Below are 24,274 nucleotides of genomic sequence, written 5' to 3' on the forward strand. Positions count from 1 at the left end.
CGCAGAAAGATCAACATGTTCGGCCGATAGTGCCGTGGGCTGCGGAGATCTCTCCGGGACGCGACGATGATGACGGACAGGTGACGGACGGGGTTTCTATGCTCCTAGGAACCTCTCAGCCGTGTGTAGTTGTCTGTCGTGTAAGTCTTGAGCGTCGGCATCAGCGCCGGCACATGTTGACCGTTGTGGAGGACCGGTGGCGCAGCCCAGCACGCCCGAGACCGAGACCAGCCCGGAGCCGGTCCCGCCGGCGCACGACGCGTCACAGCTCGAGCGGGCGATGTTCGAGGTCAAGCGGGTCATCGTCGGCCAGGACCGGATGGTCGAGCGGATGTTCGTGGCGCTGCTGGCCCGCGGGCACTGCCTGCTCGAGGGGGTCCCCGGCGTGGCCAAGACCCTCGCCGTGGAGACCCTGGCCAAGGTGGTGGGCGGCACCTTCTCCCGGGTCCAGTTCACCCCCGACCTGGTCCCCGCCGACATCGTCGGCACCCGGATCTACCGGCAGAGCAGCGAGCAGTTCGACGTCGAGCTCGGCCCGGTCTTCGTGAACTTCTTGCTGGCCGACGAGATCAACCGGGCGCCGGCCAAGGTGCAGTCGGCGCTGCTCGAGGTGATGGCCGAGCACCAGGTGTCGATTGGCGGCAAGAGCTACGACGTGCCCGACCCGTTCCTGGTGATGGCCACCCAGAACCCGATCGAGCAGGAGGGCGTCTACCCGCTGCCCGAGGCGCAGCGCGACCGCTTCCTCATGAAGATCATCGTGGGTTACCCGACGGACGCCGAGGAACGCGAGATCGTCTACCGGATGGGGGTCAGCGCGCCCGAGCCCAAGCAGGTGTTCACCCCGGCCGACCTGCTCGCCCTGCAGCGCCGTGCCGACCAGGTCTTCGTGCACAACGCGCTGGTGGACTACACCGTCCGGCTGGTCCTGGCCACCCGCGCCCCGGCCCAGCACGGCATGCCGGACGTCGCCCAGCTGATCCAGTACGGCGCCAGCCCGCGTGCCTCGCTCGGCATCGTCCGGGCCACCCGCGCCCTGGCCCTGCTCCGCGGCCGGGACTACGCGCTGCCACAGGACCTGCAGGACGTCGCGCCGGACATCCTGCGGCACCGGCTGGTGCTCAGCTACGACGCGCTCGCCGACGACGTCCCGGCCGACCAGATCGTCGCCCGGATCATGCAGATGGTGCCGATGCCGTCGGTCGCCTCCCGCCAGGGCACCTCGCCGAACGGTGCGCACGTCCCGCCCGCGCCGAACGGTGCGCAGCCGACCAGCGGCGTCCCGGCCGGCGCGGCGTACCCGGTGAACGGCGCCGGCACCCCGTTCCCGCCGAACGGCCCCGGCTGGCCCGGCCAGGCATGAGCCAGCCGATCGGATCCGGGCCGGCGCCGCTGGACCAGGCGGCGCGGACCGACTCGACCCCGTCCGGCGGGATCGGCTCGACCCCGTCCGGCGGGACCGTCCCGGCGCCGCTGGCGGAGGCGGCCCGGGCCGAGGCCGTGCTGGCCAAACTCCAGCTGCTGGTCACCCGCAAGCTGGACGGGCTGCTGCAGGGTGACTACGTGGGCCTGCTGCCCGGGCCGGGCACCGAGGCCGGCGAGTCCCGGGAGTACCGGCCCGGCGACGACGTGCGCCGGATGGACTGGCCGGTCACCGCCCGCACCACGCTCCCGCACGTGCGGCGCACCGTCGCCGACCGGGAGCTGGAGACGTGGATGGCCATCGACCTGTCGGCCAGCCTCGACTTCGGCACCGCCAAGTGGCTGAAACGGGACCTGGTGATCGCCGCCGCGACGGCTGTCACCCATCTGACCGCGCGGGGCGGCAATCGGATCGGTGCGGTGGTGGGCACCGGCTCACTCGTACCGGAAAGTGGTTTCGGTCGTGGTCTCTTCAAGCGGAGGGCGGCGGTGACCGATCCGCCGGGCCCGTCGGTCGTGCGGATGCCGGCGCGGCCGGGGCGCAAGGAGGCGCAGGGGCTGCTGCGGGCCATCGCGCGCACCCGGATCCGGCCCGGGCGGACCGACCTCGGCGCCCTGATCGACCTGCTCAACCGGCCGCCACGGCGGCGCGGCGTGGCCGTGGTGATCTCCGACTTCCTGGCTCCGGTGGAGAGCTGGGCGCGGCCGGTGCGCAAACTCGGCGTGCGGCACGACGTGCTGGCCATCGAGGTGGTCGACCCGCGTGAGCTGGAGCTGCCCGACGTGGGCGTGCTGACCCTGGCCGACCCGGAGACCGGTGCGCTGCACGAGGTGCAGACCGCCGACCCGGCGCTGCGGCAGCGCTACGCGGCGGCGGCCGGCGAGCAACGCGCCGCGATCGCCCGCACCCTGCGCGCGGCCGGCGCCTCCCACCTGCGGCTGCGCACCGACACCGACTGGCTGCTGGACATGGTCCGTTTCGTGGCCGCCCAACGACACGCACGCACCCGGGGGACCACTCGATGATCCGTTTCCTGGCTCCGTGGTGGCTGCTCACGCTGCTGCCCGTCCTCGCCGTCGCCGGCGCCTACGTCTGGCGGCAACTGCACAAACGGCAGTACGCGATGCGCTTCACCAACGTCGACCTGCTGCGCACCCTGGCGCCGAACGGCCTGGGCTGGCGCCGGCACGTGTCGGCGATCGCGTTCCTGCTGATGATGGCGGCGCTGGCGTTCTCCACGGCGCGCCCGTCGGTGGACACCGAGCAGCCGCTGGAACGCGCCACCGTGATGCTGGCCATCGACGTGTCGCTGTCCATGCAGGCCGACGACGTGGCACCGAGCCGGATCGAGGCGGCGCAGGAGGCGGCCAAGGCGTTCGTCAACGAGCTGCCGCCCACCTACAACCTGGGCCTGGTGTCGTTCGCGAAAGCGGCGAACGTGCTCGTCGCGCCGACCAAGGACCGGTCCGAGGTGATCGCCGGGATCGACGGCCTGACCCTCGCCGAGGCGACGGCGACCGGGGAGGCGGTGTTCACCTCGCTGGACGCGATCCGCTCGGTGCCGGCGGACGGCGCGGACGGCGCGCCCCCGGCCCGGATCGTGCTGCTGTCCGACGGTTACCGGACGTCGGGCCGGTCGATCGAGGACGCCGCCACCGCCGCGGCCGGGGCGAACGTGCCGGTCAGCACCATCGCGTTCGGTACCGACACCGGCGTGGTGGACATCCGCGGCCAGCTCCAGCGGGTGCCGGTGGACCGGCTCTCGCTGCAGGAGCTGGCGGAACGGACGAAGGGCTACTTCTACGAGGCGGCCTCGGTGAGCGAGCTGAAGAAGGTCTACGAGGACATGGGCAGCTCGATCGGGCACCGGACGCAGCCGCGCGAGGTCACCCAGTGGTACGCGGGTGCCGCCCTGCTGCTGGCCCTGCTCGGTGCGGCGTCCAGTCTGCTGTGGACCTCGCGTCTGCCGTGAGGGCGCGGTGTCCCTGGCAGTCCCGGCCCACCGTGAGCCGCGGGGCTCATGGCGTGTTGTGCGCGGCGAGCACGAACAGGAGGACGACCCACGCGGACAGGACCGTGAGGCCGAGGGGTGCGATGAGGTTCTTCATGGTGGAGCCACCTTCCGCATCGTGACTGGCGGGGTTACTGCGAGCGCGCAGGTCACGTCGCGGCCATGCCCGGTCCCCGGATGTCGCGGCGCACACGACACGCCCGGAGCTCCCGCGATCAGGCGGGATCCGGTGGGAACGGGTGGGAGAAAACCTGGTCAGCGGTCAGAGGCGCTGACGAGCGTCCCGGCCACGACTAGGAGGATCGCTATCTCGCACAGCGATCACCTCCACAGCTCGTCGGGCCTTGGGAACCGCCGGGAACTGTACCCCTTAAAGACAACTTAAGAAACTCAGGCCGCGCGCGGGTGGTACGGAACACCCGTCCGTGGTCATTCGTGGCATGCGGGCCGCCTGTTCACTCGCCGGCGGCGACCAGGCCGGTCTCGTAGGCGAACACCACGGCCTGGGCGCGGTCGCGCAGCGCCAGCTTGGTCAGGATCCGGCCGACGTGCGTCTTCACCGTCTGCTCGGCGACCACCAGATCGGCGGCGATCTCCTGGTTCGACCGGCCGCGGGCGATCAGCCGCAGCACCTCGGTCTCCCGCGGGGTCAGCGCGTTCAGCGCCACCGGGCGGGGCCGGTCGCCGGCCGGCCGGGCGGCGAACTCGGCGATCAGCCGGCGGGTCACCGACGGGGCGAGCAGCGCCTCGCCGGCCGCCACCACCCGGACCGCCTGCACCAGGTCGGCGGCCGGGGCGTCCTTGAGCAGGAAGCCGCTGGCCCCGGCGCGCAGTGCCTCGTAGACGTAGTCGTCCAGGTCGAACGTGGTCAGGATGAGGATTTTCGGGCCGCCCGCGGACGGGCCGCCGGCCAGCCGCCGGGTCGCCTCCAGGCCGTCCATCACCGGCATCCGGACGTCCATCAGGATCACGTCCGGGTTCAGCTGCCGGGCGGCGCTCACCGCCGCCGCGCCGTCCGCCGCGTCCCCGACCACCAGCAGGTCGGGCTGCGCGGCCAGCAGCGCCCCGAAGCCCTGCCGGACCATCGCCTGATCGTCGGCGATCAACACCCTGATCATCGAACCCCTTCGGGTTGTCGGGGGATCCGGGCCAGCACCCGGTAGCCGCCGGCGCCGTCCGGACCGGCGGTCAGCTCGCCGCCCAGCAGGGTCACCCTCTCACGCATCCCGATCAACCCGTGGCCCGCCTTGTGCCCGGGCTCCGGCGGGGTCGTCAACTCGTTCTCCACACGCAGCTCCAGGCGGTCGCCGTCGGCGCGGGCCAGGATCCGCACCGGGCCGCCCGGCGCGTGCCGGGCCGCGTTGGCCAGGGCCTCCTGCGCGATCCGGTACGCCGCGAGCCCGGCCGCCTCGTCCACCCCGGCCAGCGGCGGCAGCTCCCCGGTGACCGGCAGCCCCGCCTTGCGCGCGGTGGCCACCAACTCGACGATCTCCGGGTAACCGGGCTGCGGGGCGCGCTCGGCGGCCTGGTCCTCGGCCCGCAGCACGCCGAGCAGCCGGCGCATGTCGGTGAGCGCCTCCCGGGCCGCCCCGGCGATCGACGCCAGCTCGTCCTTCGCCTCCGCGGGCAGGCCGGCCAGCCGGTACGGCGCGGTCTCGGCCTGCACCGCGATCATCGACATGTGATGGGCGACCACGTCGTGCATCTCCCGGGCGATCCGGGTGCGTTCCTCCAGCACCGCCCGGCGGGCCCGCTCCAGCTCACTGAGCTCGGTCTGCTCGGCGATCAGCTCGCGGGCGCGGCGCCGGAAGGACGCGATGCTGCCGAGCGAGGCGACCGCGACGACGGCGACGGCGGCGCCCCAGAGGTTGGCGTGCGGGGAGAACAGGAAGACCGGCACCAGGGTGAGCAGCGTCGCGCCGACGGTGACCCGCGCCTCGCTGACCGCGGCGAGCCGGCCCAGCACGAACAGCGCGGCGAGGATCTGCACCGCGTTCCACGGCCAGGGCTCGGCGTGCGTGCCGACATCCGCGTTGATCACGCCGGCGAACAGCATCACGAACGTCAGCCGCCAGGCCGCCACCGGGCGGCGATAGGCGATCACCACCGGGAGCACCGCGCCGGCCGAGATGGTGTAGATCGCGAGCGGCGGCAGGGTCCGGGTCTCCTCCAGCGTCGCGGCCATCCCGAAGGCGAGGCTCACCAGGAGGAACAGCAGCACCGGAATCGCGTACCGGAAACCGCGTCTCCGGATCGGGGGCCTGGGCGTTTCCCTTTTGAACGTTAGGTAAGTCAGCGGCCCCATTACCGTGTGCCGCCGCTGGGGGCCGATAGTCTCCATTCCCAGCAGGCTAGTGACGCGGGACCGGACTGTCGTCGCCCTGCGGTACCCCCTACCAGGGTATGACCCGTACCTCTCGAAGGAGTTGCGCTGTGCCTCGCACCGTGTTGGTGACCGGCGGAAACCGCGGCATCGGCCTGGCCATCGCCCGGGCGTTCGAAAAGCAGGGTGACCGGGTCGCCATCACCCACCGCGGCTCGGGCGCGCCCGAGGGCCTGTTCGGCGTGCAGTGCGACGTCACCGACGCCGCGTCGGTGGACGCCGCGTTCAGCTTCGTGGAGAACGAGCTCGGCCCGGTCGAGGTGCTCGTCGCCAACGCCGGGATCACCGACGACACGCTGCTGCTGCGGATGTCCGAGGAGCAGTTCGAGCGGGTCGTGGACACCAACCTGACCGGCGCGTTCCGGGTCGCCAAGCGGGCCAGCGCCAAGATGCTGCGGGCCAAGTGGGGCCGGATGATCTTCATCTCCTCGGTGGTCGGCCTGTACGGCGGCCCCGGTCAGGTGAACTACGCCGCGTCCAAGGCCGGCCTGGTCGGCGTGGCCCGCAGCATCACGCGCGAGCTGGGCACCCGCAACATCACGGCGAACGTGGTGGCGCCCGGCTTCATCGAGACCGAGATGACCGACGTCTTGCCGGAGTCCCGCAAGGCCGAGATCATGAAGGCCGTCCCGGCCGGCCGGCTCGCCACCCCCGACGAGGTCGCCGCGGCGGTGACCTTCCTGGCGAGCGACAACGCGGCATACATCTCGGGCGCCGTGATCCCCGTCGACGGGGGCCTCGGCATGGGGCACTGACCCCAGAATTTCAGAGCCGCAGATTTCTTCAGGAGAGAAACTTGTCTGCACTGCTGGCCGGAAAACGGCTGCTGGTCACCGGCGTCATCACCGACGCCTCGATCGCCTTCAACGTGGCCAAGGTGGCCCAGGAGAACGGCGCCACGGTCGTACTCACCGGCTTCGGCCGGCTGTCGCTGGTGGAGCGGATCGCCAAGCGTCTGCCCGAGGCCGCGCCGGTGATCGAGCTGGACGTGACGAATCAGGAGCACCTGGCCGGCCTGGCCGACAAGGTGCGCGAGCACGTCGACGGGCTGGACGGCGTGGTCCACTCGATCGGCTTCGCCCCGCAGAGCTGCCTCGGCGGCGGCTTCCTGGACGCGCCGTGGGAGGACGTCGCGACGGCGCTGCAGGTGTCGACGTACTCGTACAAGTCGCTGGCCACGGCGGCGCTGCCGCTGATGAGCTCCGGCGGGTCGATCGTCGGCCTGACCTTCGACGCGACGAAGGCGTGGCCGGTCTACGACTGGATGGGCGTGGCCAAGGCCGGCCTGGAGTCGGCGAACCGCTACCTCGCGCTGCACCTGGGCAAGCACGGGATCCGCAGCAACCTGGTCTCGGCCGGGCCGCTGCGCACCATGGCGGCCAAGTCGATCCCGGGCTTCGAGCAGTTCGAGGACGCCTGGTCGGAGCGGGCGCCGCTGGGCTGGGACCTGACCGACACCGAGCCGACCGCGCGGGCCATCTGCGCGCTGCTCTCCGACTGGTTCCCGGCGACCACGGGTGAGATGGTGCACGTCGACGGGGGCTACCACGCGCTCGGCGCGTGACACCGCTGACAGCAGACGGGTTACCGCGCGCCGGTTGACCGGCCCGGTGGCAGGATGGTCCGGTGGTTTACGACGCGTTCGTCCTGCTCTCCTTCGGCGGTCCCGAGAAACCCGATGACGTGATGCCGTTCCTGCGCAACGTGGTGCGCGGGCGCGGTGTCCCGGACGAACGCCTCGCCGAGGTGCGTGAGCACTACATGCACTTCGGCGGGGTTTCCCCGATCAACCAGCAATGCCGTGACCTGCTGGCCGCGGTCCGGTCCGAGTTCGCCGGGCACGGCATCGACCTGCCCGCGTACTGGGGCAACCGCAACTGGCACCCGATGCTCGCGGACACCGTCGCCCAGATGCGCGACGACGGGGTCGAGCACGCGCTCGGCTTCGCCACCAGCGCGTACGGTGGCTATTCGTCCTGCAAGCAGTACTGGGAGGACATCGCCGCGGCCCGCAAGGCGGTCGGGCCGAAAGCCCCGCTGATCAGCAAGCTGCGGCAGTTCCACGACCACCCGGGCTTCGTCGAGCCGCAGGCCGACGGGGTCCGCGCCGCGCTGGCCACCCTCGACCCGGCCCGCCGGGCCACCACCCGGCTCGTCTTCACCGCCCACTCGATCCCGGTCGGCATGGCCCGCACCGCCGGACCGACCGGCGGCCGTTACACCGCCCAACTGGAGGAGACCGCCCGCCTGGTGCGGGAGCGCGCGGCCGAGGACCTCGACTGGGACCTGGTCTGGCAGAGCCGCTCCGGACCGCCGCAGGTCCCGTGGCTGGAGCCGGACATCAACGACCACCTGGAGGCGCTGGCCGGCAAGGGCGTCACCGACGTGGTGGTCAGCCCGATCGGCTTCGTCTCCGACCACCTCGAAGTGATCTGGGACCTGGACAACGAGGCGAGGGACACCGCGGCCCGGCTCGGCCTGGGCTACGCGCGGGCCGCCACCCCCGGCGTGCACCCCCGGTTCGTCGCGATGGTGCGCGAGCTGGTCCAGGAGCGGCTCGGTGATCAACCGCACACCGGGCTGGGTACGCTCCCGACCTGGGACGTGTGCCCCAGCGACTGTTGCACTCCTCCGTCCCGCCCCGCCAAGCGACCTGGAGCCGCTTAATGAAGGAACGCAAAGCTATCGAGAGCTGGCTCACCGACATGGACGGCGTGCTCGTCCACGAGGGCCAGCCGGTCCCCGGCGCACCCGAGTTCGTCAACCGGATGAAGGCGTCCGGCAAGCCGTTCCTGATTCTCACCAACAACTCCATCTACACCCCCCGTGACCTGCAGGCCCGCCTCACCCGGATGGGTTTCGAGGTGGCCGAGCAGTCGATCTGGACGGCGGCGCTGGCGACCGCGCAGTTCCTCGCCGACCAGCGGCCCGGGGGCACCGCCTACGTGATCGGCGAGGCCGGCCTGACCACCGCGATGCACGCCTCCGGTTACGTGCTGACCGAGTTCGACCCGGACTACGTGGTGCTCGGCGAGACCCGCACCTACAGCTTCGAGGCGATCACCAAGGCGATCCGGCTGATCAACGGTGGCGCCAAGTTCATCTGCACCAACCCGGACGCGACCGGCCCGTCCACCGAGGGGCTGCTGCCGGCGGCCGGCTCGGTGGCCGCGATGATCTCCCGGGCGACCGGGGTGAAGCCGTACTTCGTCGGCAAGCCGAACCCGATGATGATGCGCTCGGCGCTGAACGCCATCGGCGCGCACAGCGAGACCACCGCGATGATCGGTGACCGGATGGACACCGACGTGCTGTGCGGGCTCGAGGCCGGGCTGGAGACGATCCTGGTGCTCACCGGGATCAGCAGCCGGATGGAGAGCGAGACGTACCCGTACCGCCCGTCCCGCATCGTCAACTCGGTCGCCGACCTGATCGACGAGATCTGACCCGGGCACCCGGCGCGGGCGGGGCGTGGGATAACGTCGCGTCCGTGCCGGCGTGGGAAGAGTCGTACCTCGGGCAGTTGCGGGAGTCGGTCGGGCCCGGGCGGGTGCTGATGACCATCGGGGCGCGTGCCGTGCTGCGCGACGCGCAGGGGCGGGTGCTGCTCATCCGGCGCAGCGACAACGGCCGGTGGGCGCTCCCGGCCGGCACCATGGAGCTGCACCAGACGCTGCGCGAGTGCGCGATCCGGGAGGTGCTGGAGGAGACCGGCCTGGTGGTGCACGCCGTCACGCCGTTCGCGCTGTACTCCGGCGAGCAGCTGACCACCAGCGCCTGGGGACAGCCGTACCAGCACGTCACGCTCGCCTGCCGGGCCGACTCCTGGTCCGGCGAGCTGCTCCGGGAGACCGACGAGACGGTCGACGCCGCGTTCCATCCGGTCGACGCGCTGCCCGAGACGGCGGGACCGAACACCCGCCGTACCCTCGAAGATCTTGCTCGATTCGAGTCCGGCGACCCCTTCGTGCTGGCATGAGCGACGTCGTCGCCGCCGCGTGGGTGTGGGTGCGCAAACGTCAGGTGCTCGTCGTCCGGGCCTTCGCGTCGGACGCGTTCTACCTGCCCGGCGGCAAGATCGAGGCGGGCGAGACACCCGCCGAGGCGGCGGCGCGGGAGGCCCGGGAAGAGGTCGGCATCCCGGTGCCGGCCGCCGGGCTGCGCCTTTTCCGTACGATCGACGCACCGGCCCACAACCGCCCACCCGGCACCCGGGTCCGGCTGATCACCTTTCTGGGTGAACCCGGCATCCCGGACCCGGTGCCCGCGGCGGCCAACGAGATCGCCGAGCTCGCCTGGTTCACCTCGGCCGACACCGTCCGCTGCGCCCCGGCCATCCAGCTGCTGCTGGACGAGCTGGTCGCCGCCGACCTGATCGACTGACCCGTCAGACGGCCAGGTGAGCCGTCTCGGCGAACCATCGGGCGGCCACCCGGGTGTGCAGGCTGAAGCCCAGCTCGGCGGGGGCGTGCAGCACCTCCAGGCCGAGCACCTCCGGCTGCGGCATGCCGGGCAACTGCCCCGGGTCGGCGAGCGGCGGCAACAAGCCGAAGATCAGCAACGTGCCGTCCGGGGCGCTGAGCGTGTCGAAGAGGCGTACCTCGGCGGGGTCGGCTGCCAGGCCGGTCTCCTCGCCCAGCTCGCGCGCCGTGGCGGCCTGCCAGGTCTCGCCCAGCTCGATGAAGCCGCCCGGCAGGGCGAGCCGCCCGGCGGCCGGCGGAATGCCACGCCGCACCACCAGCAGACCGGAACCGATCGGTTGCAGGGCGACCGCGACCGGCGTCGGATTCCGGTACGTCGTCTCGCCGCACGCCATGCACCGCCGCGGCCACGGCTGCTCGGGCATGAACCGCGCCCCGCAGAACGTGCAGTGCGCGTGCCGGTCGGGCGTCACGGGCGCAGCGGCGCGTTGCAGGCCGCGACCAGCGCCTGCCGGCAGGCGGCGGTCAGCGGACGCAGCGCCTCGTCGCGCTGCTGGGCCTCGTAACCGTTCACCGCGCCACCCGGCGCGTTCGTCTCGGCGAGCGCGAGGACCCGGTCGAGCACGCTGGCCCTGGCGAACAGCCGGCGCGAGCGCGGGTCGAAGCCGGCCGGCAGGGTGGCGGTGCTCTCCGGGCTGCGCAACGCCTGCAACGCGCCGGCCAGCTCCGGTCGCCACTGCGCCACGTCCAGCTTGGTCAGCCGGGTGGTGGCCTCGCCGAGCGCCGCGGTCAGCTCGGCCTCGGCCTCGGCCGCACCCATCTGGAAGACCGGCCGGTGCTCGGGAGCCGGCAGCACCCGCCAGACCACCGTCTCGAACTCCACACCCGAGCCGGACGTGTGCCGGCGCACCTCCGGGATCAGGCCGAACCCGGGCGTGATGACCGCCTCGCCGGCCAGCAGCGCGGCCCCGGTCAGCGGGCCCGGGCCGGGCAGGCCGCGTGGGTCGCCGGGGACCGGCAGGACCAGGCGGATGTCGTCGGGATGCAGCTTCGCGAAGACCGGCAGGCCCTGGCCGAGCGGCACGTCGGTCCAGGTGCCCGGGACATCGGCGACGAGGTGCTCCTCGTCGCCGGCGATCTCGTCGGCCAGCTCGTCGAACGGGACGAGCCCGGCGCGCCAGGCCCGCACCCAGGCCACGAAGCGGGTGGACCGGCGGGCGGTGCGGGTGGCCGCATCTGCTGCGGGTGACATGCGAGCAAGGGTACGTGCCACCCCGGAACCTTGTCTCGGCTCGGAGCGTCACCCCGGCGTGTCCGTACGGACGGGTTACCGTGCGATTCATGTATGGGGAGGACGTGCTGTCCGGCAACTGGCGCCGGCGAAAAGTGATCCCGGAGGTGGACGCCGAGCCGGACCTGGTCGTCGAGGACGCCGACTCCGGGTTCTGCGGCGCGGTGGTCGGCTTCGAGTACGGCGCGGTGGTGCTCGAGGACCGGCACGGCAAGCGCCGCAACTTCCCGCTCGAACCGGCCGCGTTCCTGCTCGACGGGCAGGTCGTCACGCTGCGCAAACCCGCCCCGCAGGCGGCACCGGCCCAGCGCCGGCTCACCGCGTCCGGCTCGATAGCGGTGGCCGGGGCACCCGCCCGGGTGGCCAAGGCCAGCCGGATCTGGGTGGAGGGCATCCACGACGCCGCCCTGGTCGAACGGATCTGGGGCGACGACCTGCGGATCGAGGGCGTGGTGGTGGAGCCGCTGGACGGCATCGACGAGCTGGCCCGCGCGGTGCGCGACTTCCAGCCCGGCCCGCGGCGGCGGCTCGGGGTGCTCGTCGACCACCTGGTGCCCGGCTCCAAGGAGAGCCGGATCGTGGCCTCGGTCACCCACCCCGACGTGCTGATCACCGGCCATCCGTACGTCGACGTCTGGCAGGCGGTCAAACCTGAACGGGTGGGCCTGCGCGAGTGGCCGGTCATCCCGCCGGGGCGCCCCTGGAAGGAGGGCGTCTGCGAGGCCGCCGGGGTGCGCGAGCCGGCCGACATGTGGCGGCGGATCCTGGCCTCGGTGCACAGCTACCGCGATGTCGAGACGCCCCTGATCAACTCGATGGAGCGGCTGATCGACCATGTGACGGTGCTCCCGGACTGAGCCCCGGCCCGCCGCCCGCGGTCCCGGCCCGCGGCCTTCTCCCGGCCGAAGTCCGACATTTCCGGTACGCCCCCCTCGCGCAACGCCACCTGCCCCGCCCCGAACCCCCCGGCTGGTCCGGGCGGTGGTGTCCAGGCCCGTGAGGGCACCGTGGGCACCAGCCCGGGGTTGGTGGCTGGTCGTGGTGGTGGTGTCCGGGCCCGTGAGGGGACCGTGGGTGCCAGCTCGGGGTTGGTGGCTGGTTGTGGTGGTGGTGTCCGGGCTCGTGAGGGGACCGTGGGTGCCAGCTCGGGGTTGGTGGCTGGTCGTGGTGGTGGTGTCCGGGGCCGTGAGGGGACCGTGGGTGCCAGCCCGGGGTTGGTGGCTGGTCGTGGTGGTGGTGTCCGGGGCCGTGAGGGGACCGTGGGTGCCAGCCCGGGGTTGGTGGCTGGTCGTGGTGGTGGTGTCCGGGGCCGTGAGGGGACCGTGGGTGCCAGCTCGGGTCCGGGCCGGTGGTGGTGTGGGGTCGGGACAGGGCTGTGGGGACCAGCCGGGGGTTGGGCGGGTTCTGTCCGGGTGTGACGGCGGCTACCGGGGAACGCGCCGGGCTACCGGGCGCGGCCGAGGCGGGCGGCGGCCTCGGCGAGCCGGTCCGGTGGGTGCGCGGCATAGCCGATCACCAGGCCCGGCGGTCCGGGGAGCAGCCGGTGCCAGGTCAGCGGATGCACCAGCACCCCGTTCTCCCGGATCCGGTCGGCGAACGCGACGTCGTCCACCCCCGCCGGCAGCTCGGCCAGCAGGTGCAGGCCGGCCGCGACCCCGCGGACCCGGGCCTGCGGCAGGTGCGCTCGCAGCCCGGCGAGCAGCGCGTCCCGGTGCACCCGTTGCCGGGCGCGGACCGTACGCAGATGTCGCTCGTAGTCCCCGTTCGCCAGCAACTCGGCCAGCGTCAGCTGGGGCAGTGCCGAACTACCCAGGTCGCTGGCGTGCTTGGCGGCCAGCAGGTCGGCCTGCAGGCGCCGCGGCGCGATCAGCCAGCCCAGCCGGATCCCCGGTGCCAGCGACTTGGAGACGCTGCCCAGGTAGGCGACGCTCTCCGGCGCGGTCCCCTGCAGGGCGGCGACCGGCGCCCGGTCGTAGCGGTGCTCGGCGTCGTAGTCGTCCTCGATCACCAGGCGGTCCCCGGCGGCGGCCCAGGCGAGCAGCTCGCGGCGGCGGTCCGGGGCCAGCACCACGCCGGTCGGGAACTGGTGCGCTGGGGTGAGCAGCACCGTCCGCAGACCGGTTCCGATCAGTGGCTCGACGCGCAGTCCGTGGTCGTCGACGGGGACCGGCTCCGGGCGTACCCGCCAATGCAGCATCTGGTCGCGGGCCCCGCGCGATCCGGGATCCTCGACCGCCCACGCGGCTTCGCCGCGGGACGTCAACACCTGCGCCAGCAAGGCGAGACCTTGCGCGACACCGCCGCACACCAGGATGTCGTCCGCCTCGGCCAGCACCCCTCGGGTACGCGCGAGCCACGCGGCCAGCGCGGCGCGCAGTCGGGGGATGCCACCCGGGTCGCCGTATCCCAGGTCGGCGGCGGTCACCCGGTCCAGCACCACGCGTTCCGCCCGCAGCCAGGCGGCCCGGGGGAACGCCGACAGGTCGGGCACGCCGGGGGAGAGGTTCAGGTCGATGCCGTCCGGGGTGGACAGCGGCAGCCGCAGCTCGTGCAAGGTCCGTCGCCGGTCGGCCGGCGGCCGCGGGGTGACCGCCGCGTGCCGGGCCACCACCGTGCCGGAACCGGTCCGCGCCCCGGCCAGCCCCTCGTCCACCAGCCGCTGGTAGGCCTGCACCACCACGCCCCGGGAGACGCCGAGTTCGGCGGCGAGCTGCCGGGTCGGCGGCAGCCGTGCCCCCGGTGCCAGGCGGCCGGCGGCGATCGCCCCGCGCAGCCCGTCCGCCAGCCATCCGGTCAGCCCTTTGGCCGGCGCCTCCGCGGCGCGCAGCTGAAGAAAATCCGACCCGGCCGGCATCTCCGCGGCCCGTGGCGGGGAGAGAGCAGGCGTCTCTGCGGCCCGCGGCGGGGAGAGAGTCGCCGCCTCCGCGGCCCGCGGCGGGGAGAAGGCCGCCGCCTCCGCGGCCCGCGATGGAGGGAAATCCGGCCCGGGGTGCTCCTGCGTCGCGGAAATTGGTCCACTCCGTCCCGTCGGGATTGGTCCTCGATCCGGACCATACTCGCCGGGAGCATGAGACCCATGAAGGCGTTCCCGATCCTGGCCGGCGCGACCGGCATGGTTTTCGTCGGCGGCAGCGTCGCCGTCTCCGCCCACCTGGCCGCCGCGCCCAACCTCACCGTCCAGACCCTGCGCTACACGCTGGCCTGCCTGCTGCTGATCGCCTGGGCGCGCGGTACCCGGACCGCGCTGCACCGCCCCCGCGGCGCCGAATGGCTCTGGCTGCTCGGTGTCACCGTCGCCGGCCTGTTCTTCTTCAACATCGCCCTGGTGCACGGTGCGCACCACGCCGAGCCGGCCGTCCTCGGTGTCGCGGTGGCCTGCGTGCCGGTGCTGCTCGCCGCCGGCGGCCCGCTGCTCGAGGGTCGCGGCCCGGCCCCGCGCGTGCTGCTCGCCGCCGTCGTCGTCACCCTCGGCGCGATAGTGGTCGAGGGCCTCGGCCGCGCCGACGCCACCGGCGTGCTCTGGGCCGTGGTGACATTCGTCTGCGAAGCCCTCTTCACACTGCTGGCGGTCCCGGTCCTGGGCCGCCACGGCCCGCTGGGCGTGTCGGTGCACGCCACCTGGATGGCGGTGGTCCTGTTCGGGGCCGGTGGGCTGCTCACCGAGGGCCCGGCCGCCGTCACCCGCCTGCACGCCGACGACATCCTGGCCGGGGCGTACCTGGCGGTGGCGGTGACCGCCATGGCGTTCCTGCTCTGGTACACCTGCGTGACCCGGATCGGCGCCGGGCGGACCGGTCTGCTCACCGGGGTGGCGCCGATCTCGGCGGCGCTGACCGGGATGGCGCTCGGCGGTCCGGCTCCGAGCCCGCTGGTCTGGCTCGGCATCGCCACCGTGGCCGCTGGCCTGGCCCTCGGCCTGACCAGCCGGGCCCCGGCGCCCGATGCCGTTCCGGCCGCCGATGCCGTTCCGGCCGCCGGTGCCGTGGCGGACCGGGCCGCCGCGCTGGCCAGGGCGTAGCGCGGCGCTCCAGCCGTACCGTAAAGCGGGTTTCAGGCGAGATCCCAGGGGTTTCGGCTGAAGAGGAACGTAGCGATGTCAATCTTGGAGACGGCGCCGTCGGGGCCGCGCAGGACGGCCAGGGTCTCGCCCTCGTTGGTGCCGGAGACGCCGCGCCAGCGGTCCGGGGCCTCGCGGCGGAACCGGGTGTGGTGGCCGGGGCCGGTCATGGCGAGGTCGTCGCCGTCCGGGGCGATGTCGTACTCGCGGCCCATCCACCACCAGCGGCCGCAGATCTCCGCGGCCTCGCCCCGCGGTGGCGCGGGCGGGTGCCAGGCGGGGGCCGGTGCGGGCGGTTCGCCGTCCAGGACCGCGGTGAGAGTACGCAGGCTGAGGTCCTTGATGCCGTCGTCGCCGGCGAAACCGTAGGCGTTGGCGAAGGCGACCACGCCGAACCGGCTGCGGCGGTGGACCGCGAGGTGCGAGACGTAACCGGGCATCGAGCCGCCGTGGCCGGCGTAGACGCGTTCGCCGACCCGGAACAGCTGCGGGCCGAGACCGTGGCCGGCGGTCCAGGACTCCAGGTCGCCGATGGTGACCGGGCTGCACATCTCGTCGACCGTCTCCCGGGCCAGCACCGCGGGGGCCGGATCGGCCAGGAAGCCGGCCCACTTGGCCATGTCGGTGACGGTGGACCAGAGCTGGCCGGCCGGGGCCATCGCGCCGGTGTCCGGGCGCGGCTCCTCGTGCGGGGTACCGCCGAGCGCGTGCACGACGTAGCCGCGGGCGAACGGTTCGACCGGGTGGTAACTGGTGCGTTTCATCCCCAGCGGGTCGAGGACCCGCTTGGTGACCAGCTCCGGCCAGCTCTGCCCGGTGACCCGGGCGAGGACCGCGCCGAGAAGTCCGTAGGCCAGGTTCGAGTAGCGGTAACGGCGGAACGGGGGACCGGTCAGTTTTTCGTACGTCAACCCGCCCAGCAGCCGCTCCACGTCGCCGCCCGGGTTGCGTTCCCACCACGGCCCGTCCGGCTCCCGCTGCAGGCCGGAGACGTGCCCGAGCAGCTGCCGCAGCGTCACGCCGCCGATCGGGGTGCCCGGCAGGTGCCGGTAGAGCAGGTCGTCGAGCGCGAAGAAGCCCTCGTCACGCAGCTGCATGACGAGCGTCGCGGTGATCGTCTTGGTGATCGAGCCGAGCCGGTACTGGGTCTTCGGGTCGGGTCGCGGGTTCTCCCCGGCACCGGCGAAGTGCAGCACCGCCCGGTCGCGGACCACGGCCAGGGCGAGGGACGGCACCCGGCCCTGGGACTGTGCCCGGGCGGCGATCTCGTCGACCCGTCGGGCGGTCTCCGGAAGCAGTGTCACGGTGGGGGTCCTCCTGCTGTGCGACTGACGGGTCTAACTGTCCGAGCGCGGTTCGGCTACGCCGTACCATGGCATCGCCGGAGATGCGTGGACGTGACACGATCGATGATGTGGATGCCGTTCTCTGGATCGTCCTCGCCATCGCCCTGGCGATCGCCGAGGCCTTCACCGCGACCATTTTGATCATCTTCTTCGCGGCCGGTGCGGCCGCGGCCGGGCTGGCGGCCGCCCTCGACGCTCCGCTGCTTCTTCAGGTCATCGTGTTCGCCCTGGTCTCCGGCCTTTCGGTGGCGGCGATCCGGCCGGTGGTCATGCGGCACGCGCGATCCGCGCTGGAGACCGGTGACACCCCCTTCGGCATCGAGGCGATGGAGGGTCACCACGGCACCGTGCTGGAGGACGTGGACGCCGACCACGGCCAGATCCGGATCGAGGGCGAGATCTGGCAGGCTCGCTCCTTCGACGGCAAGGAGAAGTTCACGGCCGGCCAGCGGGTCCGCGTGGTCAAGGTGCGTGGCGCCACCGCCCTGGTCTGGCACGACGAGCTGCCCGACCTCTGACAAGAAGTACTTCGAAACATATAGAGAGGCGCCATGGAAGCAGTCATCGCTGTCCTGGTCATAGTCATCGCCATCTTCGCGGTGACCACCATCGTCCGCTCCATCCGGATCGTCCCCCAGCAGCGGATGGACGTGGTGGAGCGGCTGGGCCGCTACAAGCGGACCCTGAACCCGGGCCTGAACCTGCTGGTCCCGTTCATCGACGCGGTGCGCAGCAAGGTGGACATGCGGGAGCAGGTGGTCTCGTTCCCGCCGCAGCCGGTGATCACCTCGGACAACCTGGTCGTCTCGATCGACACGGTGCTGTACTTCAAGGTCGTCGACCCGGTGCGGGCCACCTACGAGATCTCCAACTTCCTCCAGGCGATCGAGCAGCTCACCGTCACCACCCTGCGGAACGTGATCGGTTCGCTGGACCTGGAGCGCGCGCTGACCAGCCGCGAGGAGATCAACCGGCACCTGTCCACGGTGCTCGACGAGACCACCGGCCGGTGGGGCATCAAGGTCACCCGGGTGGAGATCAAGGCGATCGAGCCGCCGCCGAGCATCCGCGACTCGATGGAGAAGCAGATGCGCGCCGAGCGGGAGCGCCGCGCGACGATCCTGAACGCCGAGGGTCACAAGCAGGCGCAGATCCTCACCGCCGAGGGTGAGAAGCAGGCCGCGGTGCTGCGGGCCGACGGTGACCGGCAGTCCCGGATCCTGCAGGCCGAGGGCCAGGCGAAGGCCATCCGGACGGTGTTCGACGCGATCCACCAGGCGAACCCGTCGCAGAAGGTGCTGGCGTACCAGTACCTGCAGAGCCTGCCGCAGATCGCGAACGGCACTGCCAACAAGGTGTGGATCGTGCCGACCGAGCTGACCAAGGCGCTGGAGGGTCTCGGCGGCGCGCTGGGCGGCCTGGCGAACATGGTCGGTGACGTCCCGTCGCCGCAGGTCGACTCCGGTGCGGTGGAGCGGGAGGCGGCGGAGGCCGCGGAGGCCGCCGCGGCGGAAGCCCAACGGGTGAACGCGGAGGTCCGGGAGGCCGAGGCGCAGGTGTCCGGCGACCCGGACCAGACCGCCGCCCTGCCGGCCTCGCCGCAGGTGCCGCCGGCGTCGGCGATCGGCGGGGCGGACTACAACGGAGCGAGTCAGCCCGAGCGTTCCTGACCCTCATCCGGACGGCCGGCCTCAGCAGGGGGCCGGCCGTCCGGCTTTTCCGCATAAATCCTGAGATTATGCTCACAATCTCCGCCGAATTTGACATGCTTCGTCACGGATTCCCGACCGGTTACCCCCGGCCGCTCGGCGTGTTGCCCCTGCGAGCGAGGCGGAGCCATGAGCATCAGCCATCGTCACACCGCGAGCGGCCGGCCCCTGCGGGTGGCCCCGGCCTGGGTCGGCGCCGCCACCCCGGCCGCCGGCGCCGCGGACCACTACGTACCCCCGGTGCGCGAGGCGGTGTGGATCTGGTCGGTGCGCCGGTTCGCCCGGCTGGCCCTGTGGGCGCTGCCGGCCGCCGCCGTCCTGTACGGCTGGCTCACCCTGGGTGTGAACGTCCCGCCCGGCCCGCTCCCGGTCGCCCTGCTGGCCGGCTGGCTGGGCGCTGTCGCGCTGATCGCCCTGGCCGGGCTGCTCGCCGGGGCGCGGACCCGGCGGATCGCGCTGACCGGCCTGCTGGTCGCGCTGGCCGGCGCCACCCTGCTGCTGCCGCTGGCCGCGCTGCCCGCCGGGACCGGCGTGGACGCGGTGTCGCTGCCGGCCGGCCAGGTACCCATCCTGGTCGAGCTGGCCTGTGCGATCTGCGGAGGCGGGGTGCTGCTGCTCGGCTGGGCGGTGTTCCGGTCCCGGCTGGTCAACCCGGCCGACGGGGTGCTGCTGATGCTCGCCGCGGTGGCGCTGGGCGCCGGGTCGTACGCGGTACGGCCGCTGCCCACCGTCGGGGCGCTGCTGCTGCTCGCGGCCGGCATGGGTCTGGCCTGGACGGGTGGCCGATTGGTGCCGCGCGCCTGAGACTGTCCCCATACCGCGCGAGAGGGGACGGGCATGCCGCGAGTGATCGCCGACATCTCGATGTCGCTGGACGGGTACGTGACCGGGCCGAACCCGGGCCTCGACAACGGTCTGGGCGACGGCGGCGAGGCGCTGCACACCTGGGCGCTGCACCCCGACCCGGTCGACGCCGACGTGCTGGACACCACTACCGCCGCCACCGGTGCGGTGATCATGGGCCGGCGGCTGTTCGACATCATCGACGGGCCGCACGGCTGGACCGACGAGATGGGCTACGGCGCGGATCGGGCCGCCACGCCACCGGTACTGGTGGTGACCCGGGTGCCGCCGGCGAGCGTCCGGCTCGCCGACCGGATGACGTTCGTGGTCGACGGGGTGGCCAGCGCCGTCGCCAAGGGCGTCTCGCTGGCCGGCGACCGGGACGTGGTGATCATGGGTGGTGCCGGGGTGATCCGGGGCGCTCTGGACGCCGGCCTGGTCGACGAGCTGCGGCTGCACCTGGCGCCGGTGCTGCTCGGCGCCGGCACCCCGCTGTTCACCGGCGGGATCGCGCGGCGGCTGCGCCAGGTGCGGTCCCGGCCGTCCGGGCAGGCCACCCATCTGACCTATCTGCTGGAGTGATCCCGAAGCCCTCCGCTGAAGTGATCAGCGCGTCGCGTCCCGGGTCAGCTCGTAGAACGTGATGGCCGCGGCGGTCGCCACGTTCAGCGAGTCCACGTCGTTGTGCATCGGGATGGCGACCCGGACATCGCTGGCCGTCAGCGCGTCAGCGGTGAGGCCCGGCCCCTCGGCGCCGAGCAGCAGCGCCGGCCGCCTCCGCTGCTCCGGGGTGAGCCGCTGCAGGGCTACCGCGTCCGGCGCCGGAGTCATCGCGAGCAGGGTGAAACCGGCGTCGCGGATCGCGACCAGCGGGTCCGGCCAGCTCTCCGTCTTGGTGTACGGAATGGCGAACACCTCGCCCATGCTGACGCGCACCGCCCGCCGGTAGAGCGGATCGGCGCAGTTCGGCGAGAGCACGATGGCGTCGATCCCCAGAGCGGCCGCGCTGCGGAACAGCGCGCCCAGGTTGGTGTGCGTGTTCAGGCCCTCCAGCACCGCCAGGTTCCGCGCCGTGCCGAGCAGGTCGTCCAGCGACGGCAGCGGGCGGCGGTGGAACGACGCCAGGATGCCGCGGTGCACGTGGAACCCGGTGATCGACTCCAGGACGGGTGGGGCCGCCGCGTACAGCGGGGCGTCGCCGGGCAGGCCGGTGAGCTGCCCGGCCCGCTTCTCGTCGACCAGGGCCGAGCGCATCCGGTAACCGGCGCGCAGGGCACGCTGGATGACGAGTTCGCCCTCGGCGATGAACAGGCCGTTGGGCGGTTCCCAACGGGTCCGCAGTTCCAGGTCGGTGAGGGCGCGGTAGTCACCGATGCGCGGGTCGTCCGGGGTGGTGATGGCGATGGCGGGCACACCAGCATTCTGCCGACCGGGCGTTGTGGATCAGCATCGGCGGGGCAAGATGGGAGTAGGGGGTCACGGGGCGGTCGTCGCGCCGCAATCGGCAGTACGGTTGTACTGTTCGCACGTTCCGCTTCTCGGGGGGTGTCAGTTGTCGTCTGGTCCGGGATCAGACCCGCATCTGCTCGCCCTGCTGCGCGCCATCCGGCTGCGCCAGAGCGCACCCGACGCGGCCGCCGCCGGCGAGGCCGACGCCGCCGCCGCGCTGTCCGAGATCTCTCCGCCGGCACCGCAGTCCGCCGAGCCGGCACCGGCGCCGCCCGAGGCGCCGGCGCCCGTGCCGCCCGCCGTCACCTCGTTCCTGCGTCCCGCCACGTCCACCGGCGGCGCCACGCGCGCGGGAAACGTGGCCGGCATCGGCCGGACCACGCCGTCCGGCGAGCCCGCTCCGCGCCCGGCGGGCGACGAGCAGCCCGCCGCCCCGCCGTCCACCCGCACCGGCCCCGGGTCCGAGCTGTTGTGGCGCGGTGACCAGGGTGCCGCGCTGGGCCGTTCCGGGCTCGGACCGGGCGCTCGGCGGCCGGGCGCCGCGGACCGGGCCGGGGCGAGCGCGGCCTATGGCGTACCGGTCAATCGGGTCAATCCGATCACCGGGATCAACCCGGGCGGACCGGTGACCCCGGCCCCGGCGGTCCCCGGGGTGCCACCGGCGCGCCCCATCGGGGCGCCCGGCACCGAGTTCCCCTCGGTCAGCCCGGCGGAGTACGCGGCGCACTTCGCCCGCAACACCACCCGGCGCCACCTGCCGTCGGACGGCATGGACCCGGGCGACACCCTGGCGCTGCGGGACACCCAGCGACTGCTCAGCACCAGCCTCACCTTCGCCGGCGGCATCGACGAGGTGGCCGAGCGGCTCTGGCGGGCGCTGCTGCAGGCCCAGCCGGACCTGCTGACCGCGCTGCCCGGCACCGCCGACTCGCAGCGCCGGCAGCTGGCCCGGGCGATCACCTGGCTGGTGCACCGGCTCGACGACCCACCGGCCGTGGTGGCCGGGGCCGGGCAACTGGGCGCGGTGCTGGCCGAGTGCGGCGTGCAGTGGAGCCAGCTGCACCTGGTCGGCGCGGCCCTGGCCGAGGCGATGCGGGCCGGCATGGTGCCGGGCGTCTGGCGGCAGGACTTCGACCAGGCCTGGCGGTGGACCTGGCAGCACGTCTACGAGTGGATCGTGCACGGCGGCACGCTGATCGCCTACCAGCCGACGATCTGGGAGACCGAGGTGATCAGCCACCAGCGCCGCCGCCCCGACCTGGCGGTGGTCCGGTTGCGCCCGTTCCTGCCGATGCCCTACCGCCCCGGGCAGTACGCGCGGGTCGAGGTCGCCGACGTCCCCGGCATCTGGCGGCCGTACTCGCTGGCCGGCGCCCCGCAGGTGGACGACGTGATCGAGCTGCACGTGCGGGCCAAGACCGAGACCGGGGTGAGCGGCACACTCGTGCACCACACTCGGACCGGCGACCGGATCCGGATCGGCCGGGCCGAGGGCGACATGGGCCTGCCCGAGGAGCCGGGCCGGGGCGTGCTGATGATCGCCGGGGACACCGGGGTGGCCCCGATGAAAGCGATGCTCGCCCAGCTCGCCGCGCTCGGCGACACCCGCCCGGCGGTGCTGTTCTGGGGGGTGCGCAACCTCGGCGAGCTCTACGACATCGACGAGCTGACGGCGCTCGCCCGGCAGGCGCCCCGGGCCACGGTGGTCCCGGTGGTCGCCGAGGGTGACCCGGGGCCGTACCCGTCCGGGCTGGTCACCGACGCGGTCGCGGCGTACGGGGAGTGGTCCCGGCACGAGGTCTACCTGGCCGGGCCGCCGCTGATGCTGGCCGCGACCGGCGTGGCGCTGCGGCAGCTGGGTGTCGACCCGGCTCGCATCCATCACGACGCCCCGGAGTAGTCCCGTCTTTTGTGCGGGGCCGCCTTTGCGCGTGCCCGCGTTTCGCGCGTGCCCGCCTTTCGTGCGTGCCCGCCTTTCGTGCGGGCCTGCCTTTGCGCAGGCCTGCCTTTCGCGGGGGCCCGTGTTTTGCGCGGGCCCGGCCTCCAGGGCTCAGAGGGCCGCGTCGAGGATCTTCTGGAAGGCCGGCGGGATGTGGTGCGGGCCGCCCGGGGTGAAGACGCCGCTGTGCGAGACGGAGTCCCAGGCCGACGCCGGGACGGCAGCGCGCAGTGCCACCAGCGCCGGCGCGTCGTCGGTCAGCATGGAGAGCGCCACCAGGCACTCCTCCGCCTCGCCGACGCACTCGAACGGCTTGTGCCCGTCGACGCCGAGCAGCTCCTTGAAGCCCTGCACCTGCGACTCGTCGGCGAACAGGTCGTGCCCGAAGATGTGCGCGAGCCGCTCCCGCGGCATGTGCGGGGCCATCGCCAGGAAGACGAACCGGCACTTCGGGCAGTCACCGCACCAGCGCGCGGTCGGGTCGTGCAGCTTGAACGCCTTGTTACAACTGGTCACCACGTCGTCATACGCTGTGTGACCGGCGAACAGCTGCGCGATGTGCAGCTCGGACAGCGTCCGCAGCAGCGAGAAGTACGGGTCCATCAGCCCGGTGTGCGCCGTCACCGCGTCCCGCAGCAGCCCCTCGGCGAGCACCCCCTTGGACCACTGGTGGTTGACCTCGTGACCGTTCCAGATCAGGTTCGGGTCGGAGGCGGAGCGCTCGTTCGACATCACCACCGGGCCCAGTCCGTGCCAGACGGCGGTGGCGATCGCGATCAGCGAGTTGATCGCGGTGACCGGGATGTGCCCGTTCAGCGCGCCGGCCTTGTTCAGCTCGAACAGGCGCGGGTCGAGCCTGCGGCGGGCGGCCAGAGCGGGCAGGCCGGACGCGGCGTTCACGTTCTCGATCACCGGGTTCGGGTTCACCGAGAACGGCACCGGATCGAGGCCGGCCGCGCGCAGGATCTCCAGCGTGACGATCGAGTCCTTGCCGCCGCCGACAGCTGACAGCGGCCGGCCGGTGACCTCGACCGGGGTGGCCGGGGGCAGCTCACCGAGGGTTTCCACGGTCAGCTCCAGGACGTGCGGGAGCTGGTTACGGTACGCGTACTCGGCCAGGCCGTCGGTGTAGATCCGGGTGAACCAGGCGGCGACCGCGGGCGCGACCGGCTCGGGCGCGAGCACCCGCGGCGGGGCGCCCACCTTGTAGTAACTCACCCCGGCGACCACGTGCAGCAGGTCGAGCACCCGGCGGAAGGCGTCCGGAACCTCGCGCGCCGCCACCGGGAACGTGATCGTCTCGGTGAAGCTCAGCGGCTCCGGGCCGTCGAGCAGGTAGTCGAACGTGGCGACTCCCGTCGTCGGGTCGAACGCGTACGAGGGGAAGCGCATGACGTCGAAC

Annotated in this window: 24 protein-coding genes; 16 read left to right on the top strand and 8 right to left on the bottom strand. The window is 72.9% G+C overall.

Annotated features, from left to right (window positions below):
* Positions 1 to 196 precede the first annotated feature (196 nt).
* Genes Actob_RS09340 through Actob_RS09350 form a run of 3 tightly spaced genes read left to right on the top strand, consistent with a single transcriptional unit; the run spans position 197 to position 3,395 of the window.
* Complete coding sequence (locus tag Actob_RS09340) at positions 197 to 1,363, top strand: AAA family ATPase (RefSeq protein WP_284919657.1); 1,167 nt, start codon at positions 197 to 199, stop codon at positions 1,361 to 1,363.
* The gene (locus tag Actob_RS09345; protein ID WP_284919658.1) at positions 1,360 to 2,448 is read left to right on the top strand and encodes a DUF58 domain-containing protein; all 1,089 of its coding nucleotides are present in this window, start codon (positions 1,360 to 1,362) and stop codon (positions 2,446 to 2,448) included. Before Actob_RS09340 ends, Actob_RS09345 begins: the two co-directional genes overlap by 4 nt.
* The gene (locus tag Actob_RS09350) at positions 2,445 to 3,395 is read left to right on the top strand and encodes a 26S proteasome regulatory subunit RPN10 (protein ID WP_284919659.1); all 951 of its coding nucleotides are present in this window, start codon (positions 2,445 to 2,447) and stop codon (positions 3,393 to 3,395) included. The genes Actob_RS09345 and Actob_RS09350 overlap by 4 nt, the downstream gene beginning before the upstream one ends.
* 494 nt (positions 3,396 to 3,889) lie before the next feature.
* Here the strand turns inward: Actob_RS09350 and Actob_RS09355 are convergent, their stop codons facing one another.
* A complete protein-coding gene (locus Actob_RS09355; protein WP_284919660.1) occupies positions 3,890 to 4,552 on the bottom strand; it encodes a response regulator in 663 nt (220 codons plus the stop codon).
* A complete protein-coding gene (locus Actob_RS09360; RefSeq protein ID WP_284919661.1) occupies positions 4,549 to 5,655 on the bottom strand; it encodes a sensor histidine kinase in 1,107 nt (368 codons plus the stop codon). Before Actob_RS09360 ends, Actob_RS09355 begins: the two co-directional genes overlap by 4 nt.
* A gap of 212 nt (positions 5,656 to 5,867) precedes the next feature.
* On the opposite strand from Actob_RS09360, the gene fabG reads away from it, so the two are divergent.
* The 6 genes from fabG (at position 5,868) to Actob_RS09390 (ending at position 10,200) form a co-directional block, all read left to right on the top strand.
* On the top strand, positions 5,868 to 6,572 hold the full coding sequence (gene fabG, locus Actob_RS09365) for a beta-ketoacyl-ACP reductase (protein WP_284919662.1): 705 nt from the start codon (positions 5,868 to 5,870) through the stop codon (positions 6,570 to 6,572).
* A 41-nt stretch (positions 6,573 to 6,613) separates the two neighbouring features.
* Positions 6,614 to 7,381, top strand: a complete 768-nt coding sequence (fabI, locus tag Actob_RS09370) for an enoyl-ACP reductase FabI (RefSeq protein ID WP_284919663.1) — start codon at positions 6,614 to 6,616, stop codon at positions 7,379 to 7,381.
* A 62-nt stretch (positions 7,382 to 7,443) separates the two neighbouring features.
* Positions 7,444 to 8,484 carry a ferrochelatase gene (locus tag Actob_RS09375; RefSeq protein WP_284919664.1) on the top strand — a complete coding sequence of 347 codons (1,041 nt, stop codon included), beginning with the start codon at positions 7,444 to 7,446 and terminating at the stop codon, positions 8,482 to 8,484.
* Complete coding sequence (locus tag Actob_RS09380; RefSeq protein ID WP_407653697.1) at positions 8,415 to 9,263, top strand: HAD-IIA family hydrolase; 849 nt, start codon at positions 8,415 to 8,417, stop codon at positions 9,261 to 9,263. Before Actob_RS09375 ends, Actob_RS09380 begins: the two co-directional genes overlap by 70 nt.
* A gap of 44 nt (positions 9,264 to 9,307) precedes the next feature.
* Complete coding sequence (locus tag Actob_RS09385) at positions 9,308 to 9,796, top strand: NUDIX domain-containing protein (RefSeq protein WP_284919666.1); 489 nt, start codon at positions 9,308 to 9,310, stop codon at positions 9,794 to 9,796.
* Complete coding sequence (locus Actob_RS09390; RefSeq protein ID WP_284919667.1) at positions 9,793 to 10,200, top strand: NUDIX hydrolase; 408 nt, start codon at positions 9,793 to 9,795, stop codon at positions 10,198 to 10,200. Before Actob_RS09385 ends, Actob_RS09390 begins: the two co-directional genes overlap by 4 nt.
* 4 nt (positions 10,201 to 10,204) lie before the next feature.
* On the opposite strand, the gene Actob_RS09395 is transcribed toward Actob_RS09390, so the two are convergent.
* Positions 10,205 to 10,711 carry an NUDIX domain-containing protein gene (locus Actob_RS09395; protein ID WP_284919668.1) on the bottom strand — a complete coding sequence of 169 codons (507 nt, stop codon included), beginning with the start codon at positions 10,709 to 10,711 and terminating at the stop codon, positions 10,205 to 10,207.
* Positions 10,708 to 11,490, bottom strand: a complete 783-nt coding sequence (locus Actob_RS09400; protein WP_284919669.1) for a hypothetical protein — start codon at positions 11,488 to 11,490, stop codon at positions 10,708 to 10,710. Before Actob_RS09400 ends, Actob_RS09395 begins: the two co-directional genes overlap by 4 nt.
* Before the next feature lie 89 nt (positions 11,491 to 11,579).
* Between Actob_RS09400 and Actob_RS09405 the strand changes: the two genes are divergently transcribed.
* Positions 11,580 to 12,386: a DUF3097 domain-containing protein gene (locus Actob_RS09405; protein WP_284919670.1), complete on the top strand. Its 807-nt coding sequence runs from the start codon at positions 11,580 to 11,582 to the stop codon at positions 12,384 to 12,386.
* Positions 12,387 to 12,973: 587 nt separating this feature from the next.
* On the opposite strand, the gene pdxR is transcribed toward Actob_RS09405, so the two are convergent.
* Positions 12,974 to 14,383 carry a MocR-like pyridoxine biosynthesis transcription factor PdxR gene (gene pdxR, locus Actob_RS09410; RefSeq protein ID WP_284919671.1) on the bottom strand — a complete coding sequence of 470 codons (1,410 nt, stop codon included), beginning with the start codon at positions 14,381 to 14,383 and terminating at the stop codon, positions 12,974 to 12,976.
* A gap of 213 nt (positions 14,384 to 14,596) precedes the next feature.
* Between pdxR and Actob_RS09415 the strand changes: the two genes are divergently transcribed.
* Positions 14,597 to 15,547 (top strand): DMT family transporter, encoded by a 951-nt coding sequence (locus Actob_RS09415; RefSeq protein WP_284919672.1) that lies wholly within the window; start codon positions 14,597 to 14,599, stop codon positions 15,545 to 15,547.
* A gap of 32 nt (positions 15,548 to 15,579) precedes the next feature.
* On the opposite strand, the gene Actob_RS09420 is transcribed toward Actob_RS09415, so the two are convergent.
* A complete protein-coding gene (locus Actob_RS09420; RefSeq protein ID WP_284919673.1) occupies positions 15,580 to 16,890 on the bottom strand; it encodes a serine hydrolase domain-containing protein in 1,311 nt (436 codons plus the stop codon).
* A gap of 110 nt (positions 16,891 to 17,000) precedes the next feature.
* On the opposite strand from Actob_RS09420, the gene Actob_RS09425 reads away from it, so the two are divergent.
* From Actob_RS09425 to Actob_RS09440, 4 genes are all read left to right on the top strand, one after another.
* On the top strand, positions 17,001 to 17,450 hold the full coding sequence (locus Actob_RS09425; protein WP_284919674.1) for an NfeD family protein: 450 nt from the start codon (positions 17,001 to 17,003) through the stop codon (positions 17,448 to 17,450).
* Between the two features lie 33 nt (positions 17,451 to 17,483).
* On the top strand, positions 17,484 to 18,602 hold the full coding sequence (locus Actob_RS09430; RefSeq protein WP_284919675.1) for an SPFH domain-containing protein: 1,119 nt from the start codon (positions 17,484 to 17,486) through the stop codon (positions 18,600 to 18,602).
* A 168-nt stretch (positions 18,603 to 18,770) separates the two neighbouring features.
* Entirely contained in the window at positions 18,771 to 19,445 is a 675-nt protein-coding gene (locus tag Actob_RS09435; protein WP_284919676.1) for a hypothetical protein, read from the top strand.
* A 33-nt stretch (positions 19,446 to 19,478) separates the two neighbouring features.
* A complete protein-coding gene (locus Actob_RS09440; protein WP_284919677.1) occupies positions 19,479 to 20,066 on the top strand; it encodes a dihydrofolate reductase family protein in 588 nt (195 codons plus the stop codon).
* A gap of 24 nt (positions 20,067 to 20,090) precedes the next feature.
* On the opposite strand, the gene Actob_RS09445 is transcribed toward Actob_RS09440, so the two are convergent.
* Positions 20,091 to 20,897 carry a TrmH family RNA methyltransferase gene (locus Actob_RS09445; RefSeq protein WP_284919678.1) on the bottom strand — a complete coding sequence of 269 codons (807 nt, stop codon included), beginning with the start codon at positions 20,895 to 20,897 and terminating at the stop codon, positions 20,091 to 20,093.
* 139 nt (positions 20,898 to 21,036) lie between these two features.
* On the opposite strand from Actob_RS09445, the gene Actob_RS09450 reads away from it, so the two are divergent.
* Positions 21,037 to 22,833 carry a flavohemoprotein gene (locus tag Actob_RS09450; protein WP_284919679.1) on the top strand — a complete coding sequence of 599 codons (1,797 nt, stop codon included), beginning with the start codon at positions 21,037 to 21,039 and terminating at the stop codon, positions 22,831 to 22,833.
* A gap of 150 nt (positions 22,834 to 22,983) precedes the next feature.
* On the opposite strand, the gene Actob_RS09455 is transcribed toward Actob_RS09450, so the two are convergent.
* Positions 22,984 to 24,264 carry a dehydroquinate synthase/iron-containing alcohol dehydrogenase family protein gene (locus Actob_RS09455; protein ID WP_284922285.1) on the bottom strand — a complete coding sequence of 427 codons (1,281 nt, stop codon included), beginning with the start codon at positions 24,262 to 24,264 and terminating at the stop codon, positions 22,984 to 22,986.
* Positions 24,265 to 24,274: the final 10 nt, after the last annotated feature.

Source organism: Actinoplanes oblitus (assembly GCF_030252345.1).
In the GTDB taxonomy this organism is placed as follows: domain Bacteria; phylum Actinomycetota; class Actinomycetes; order Mycobacteriales; family Micromonosporaceae; genus Actinoplanes; species Actinoplanes oblitus.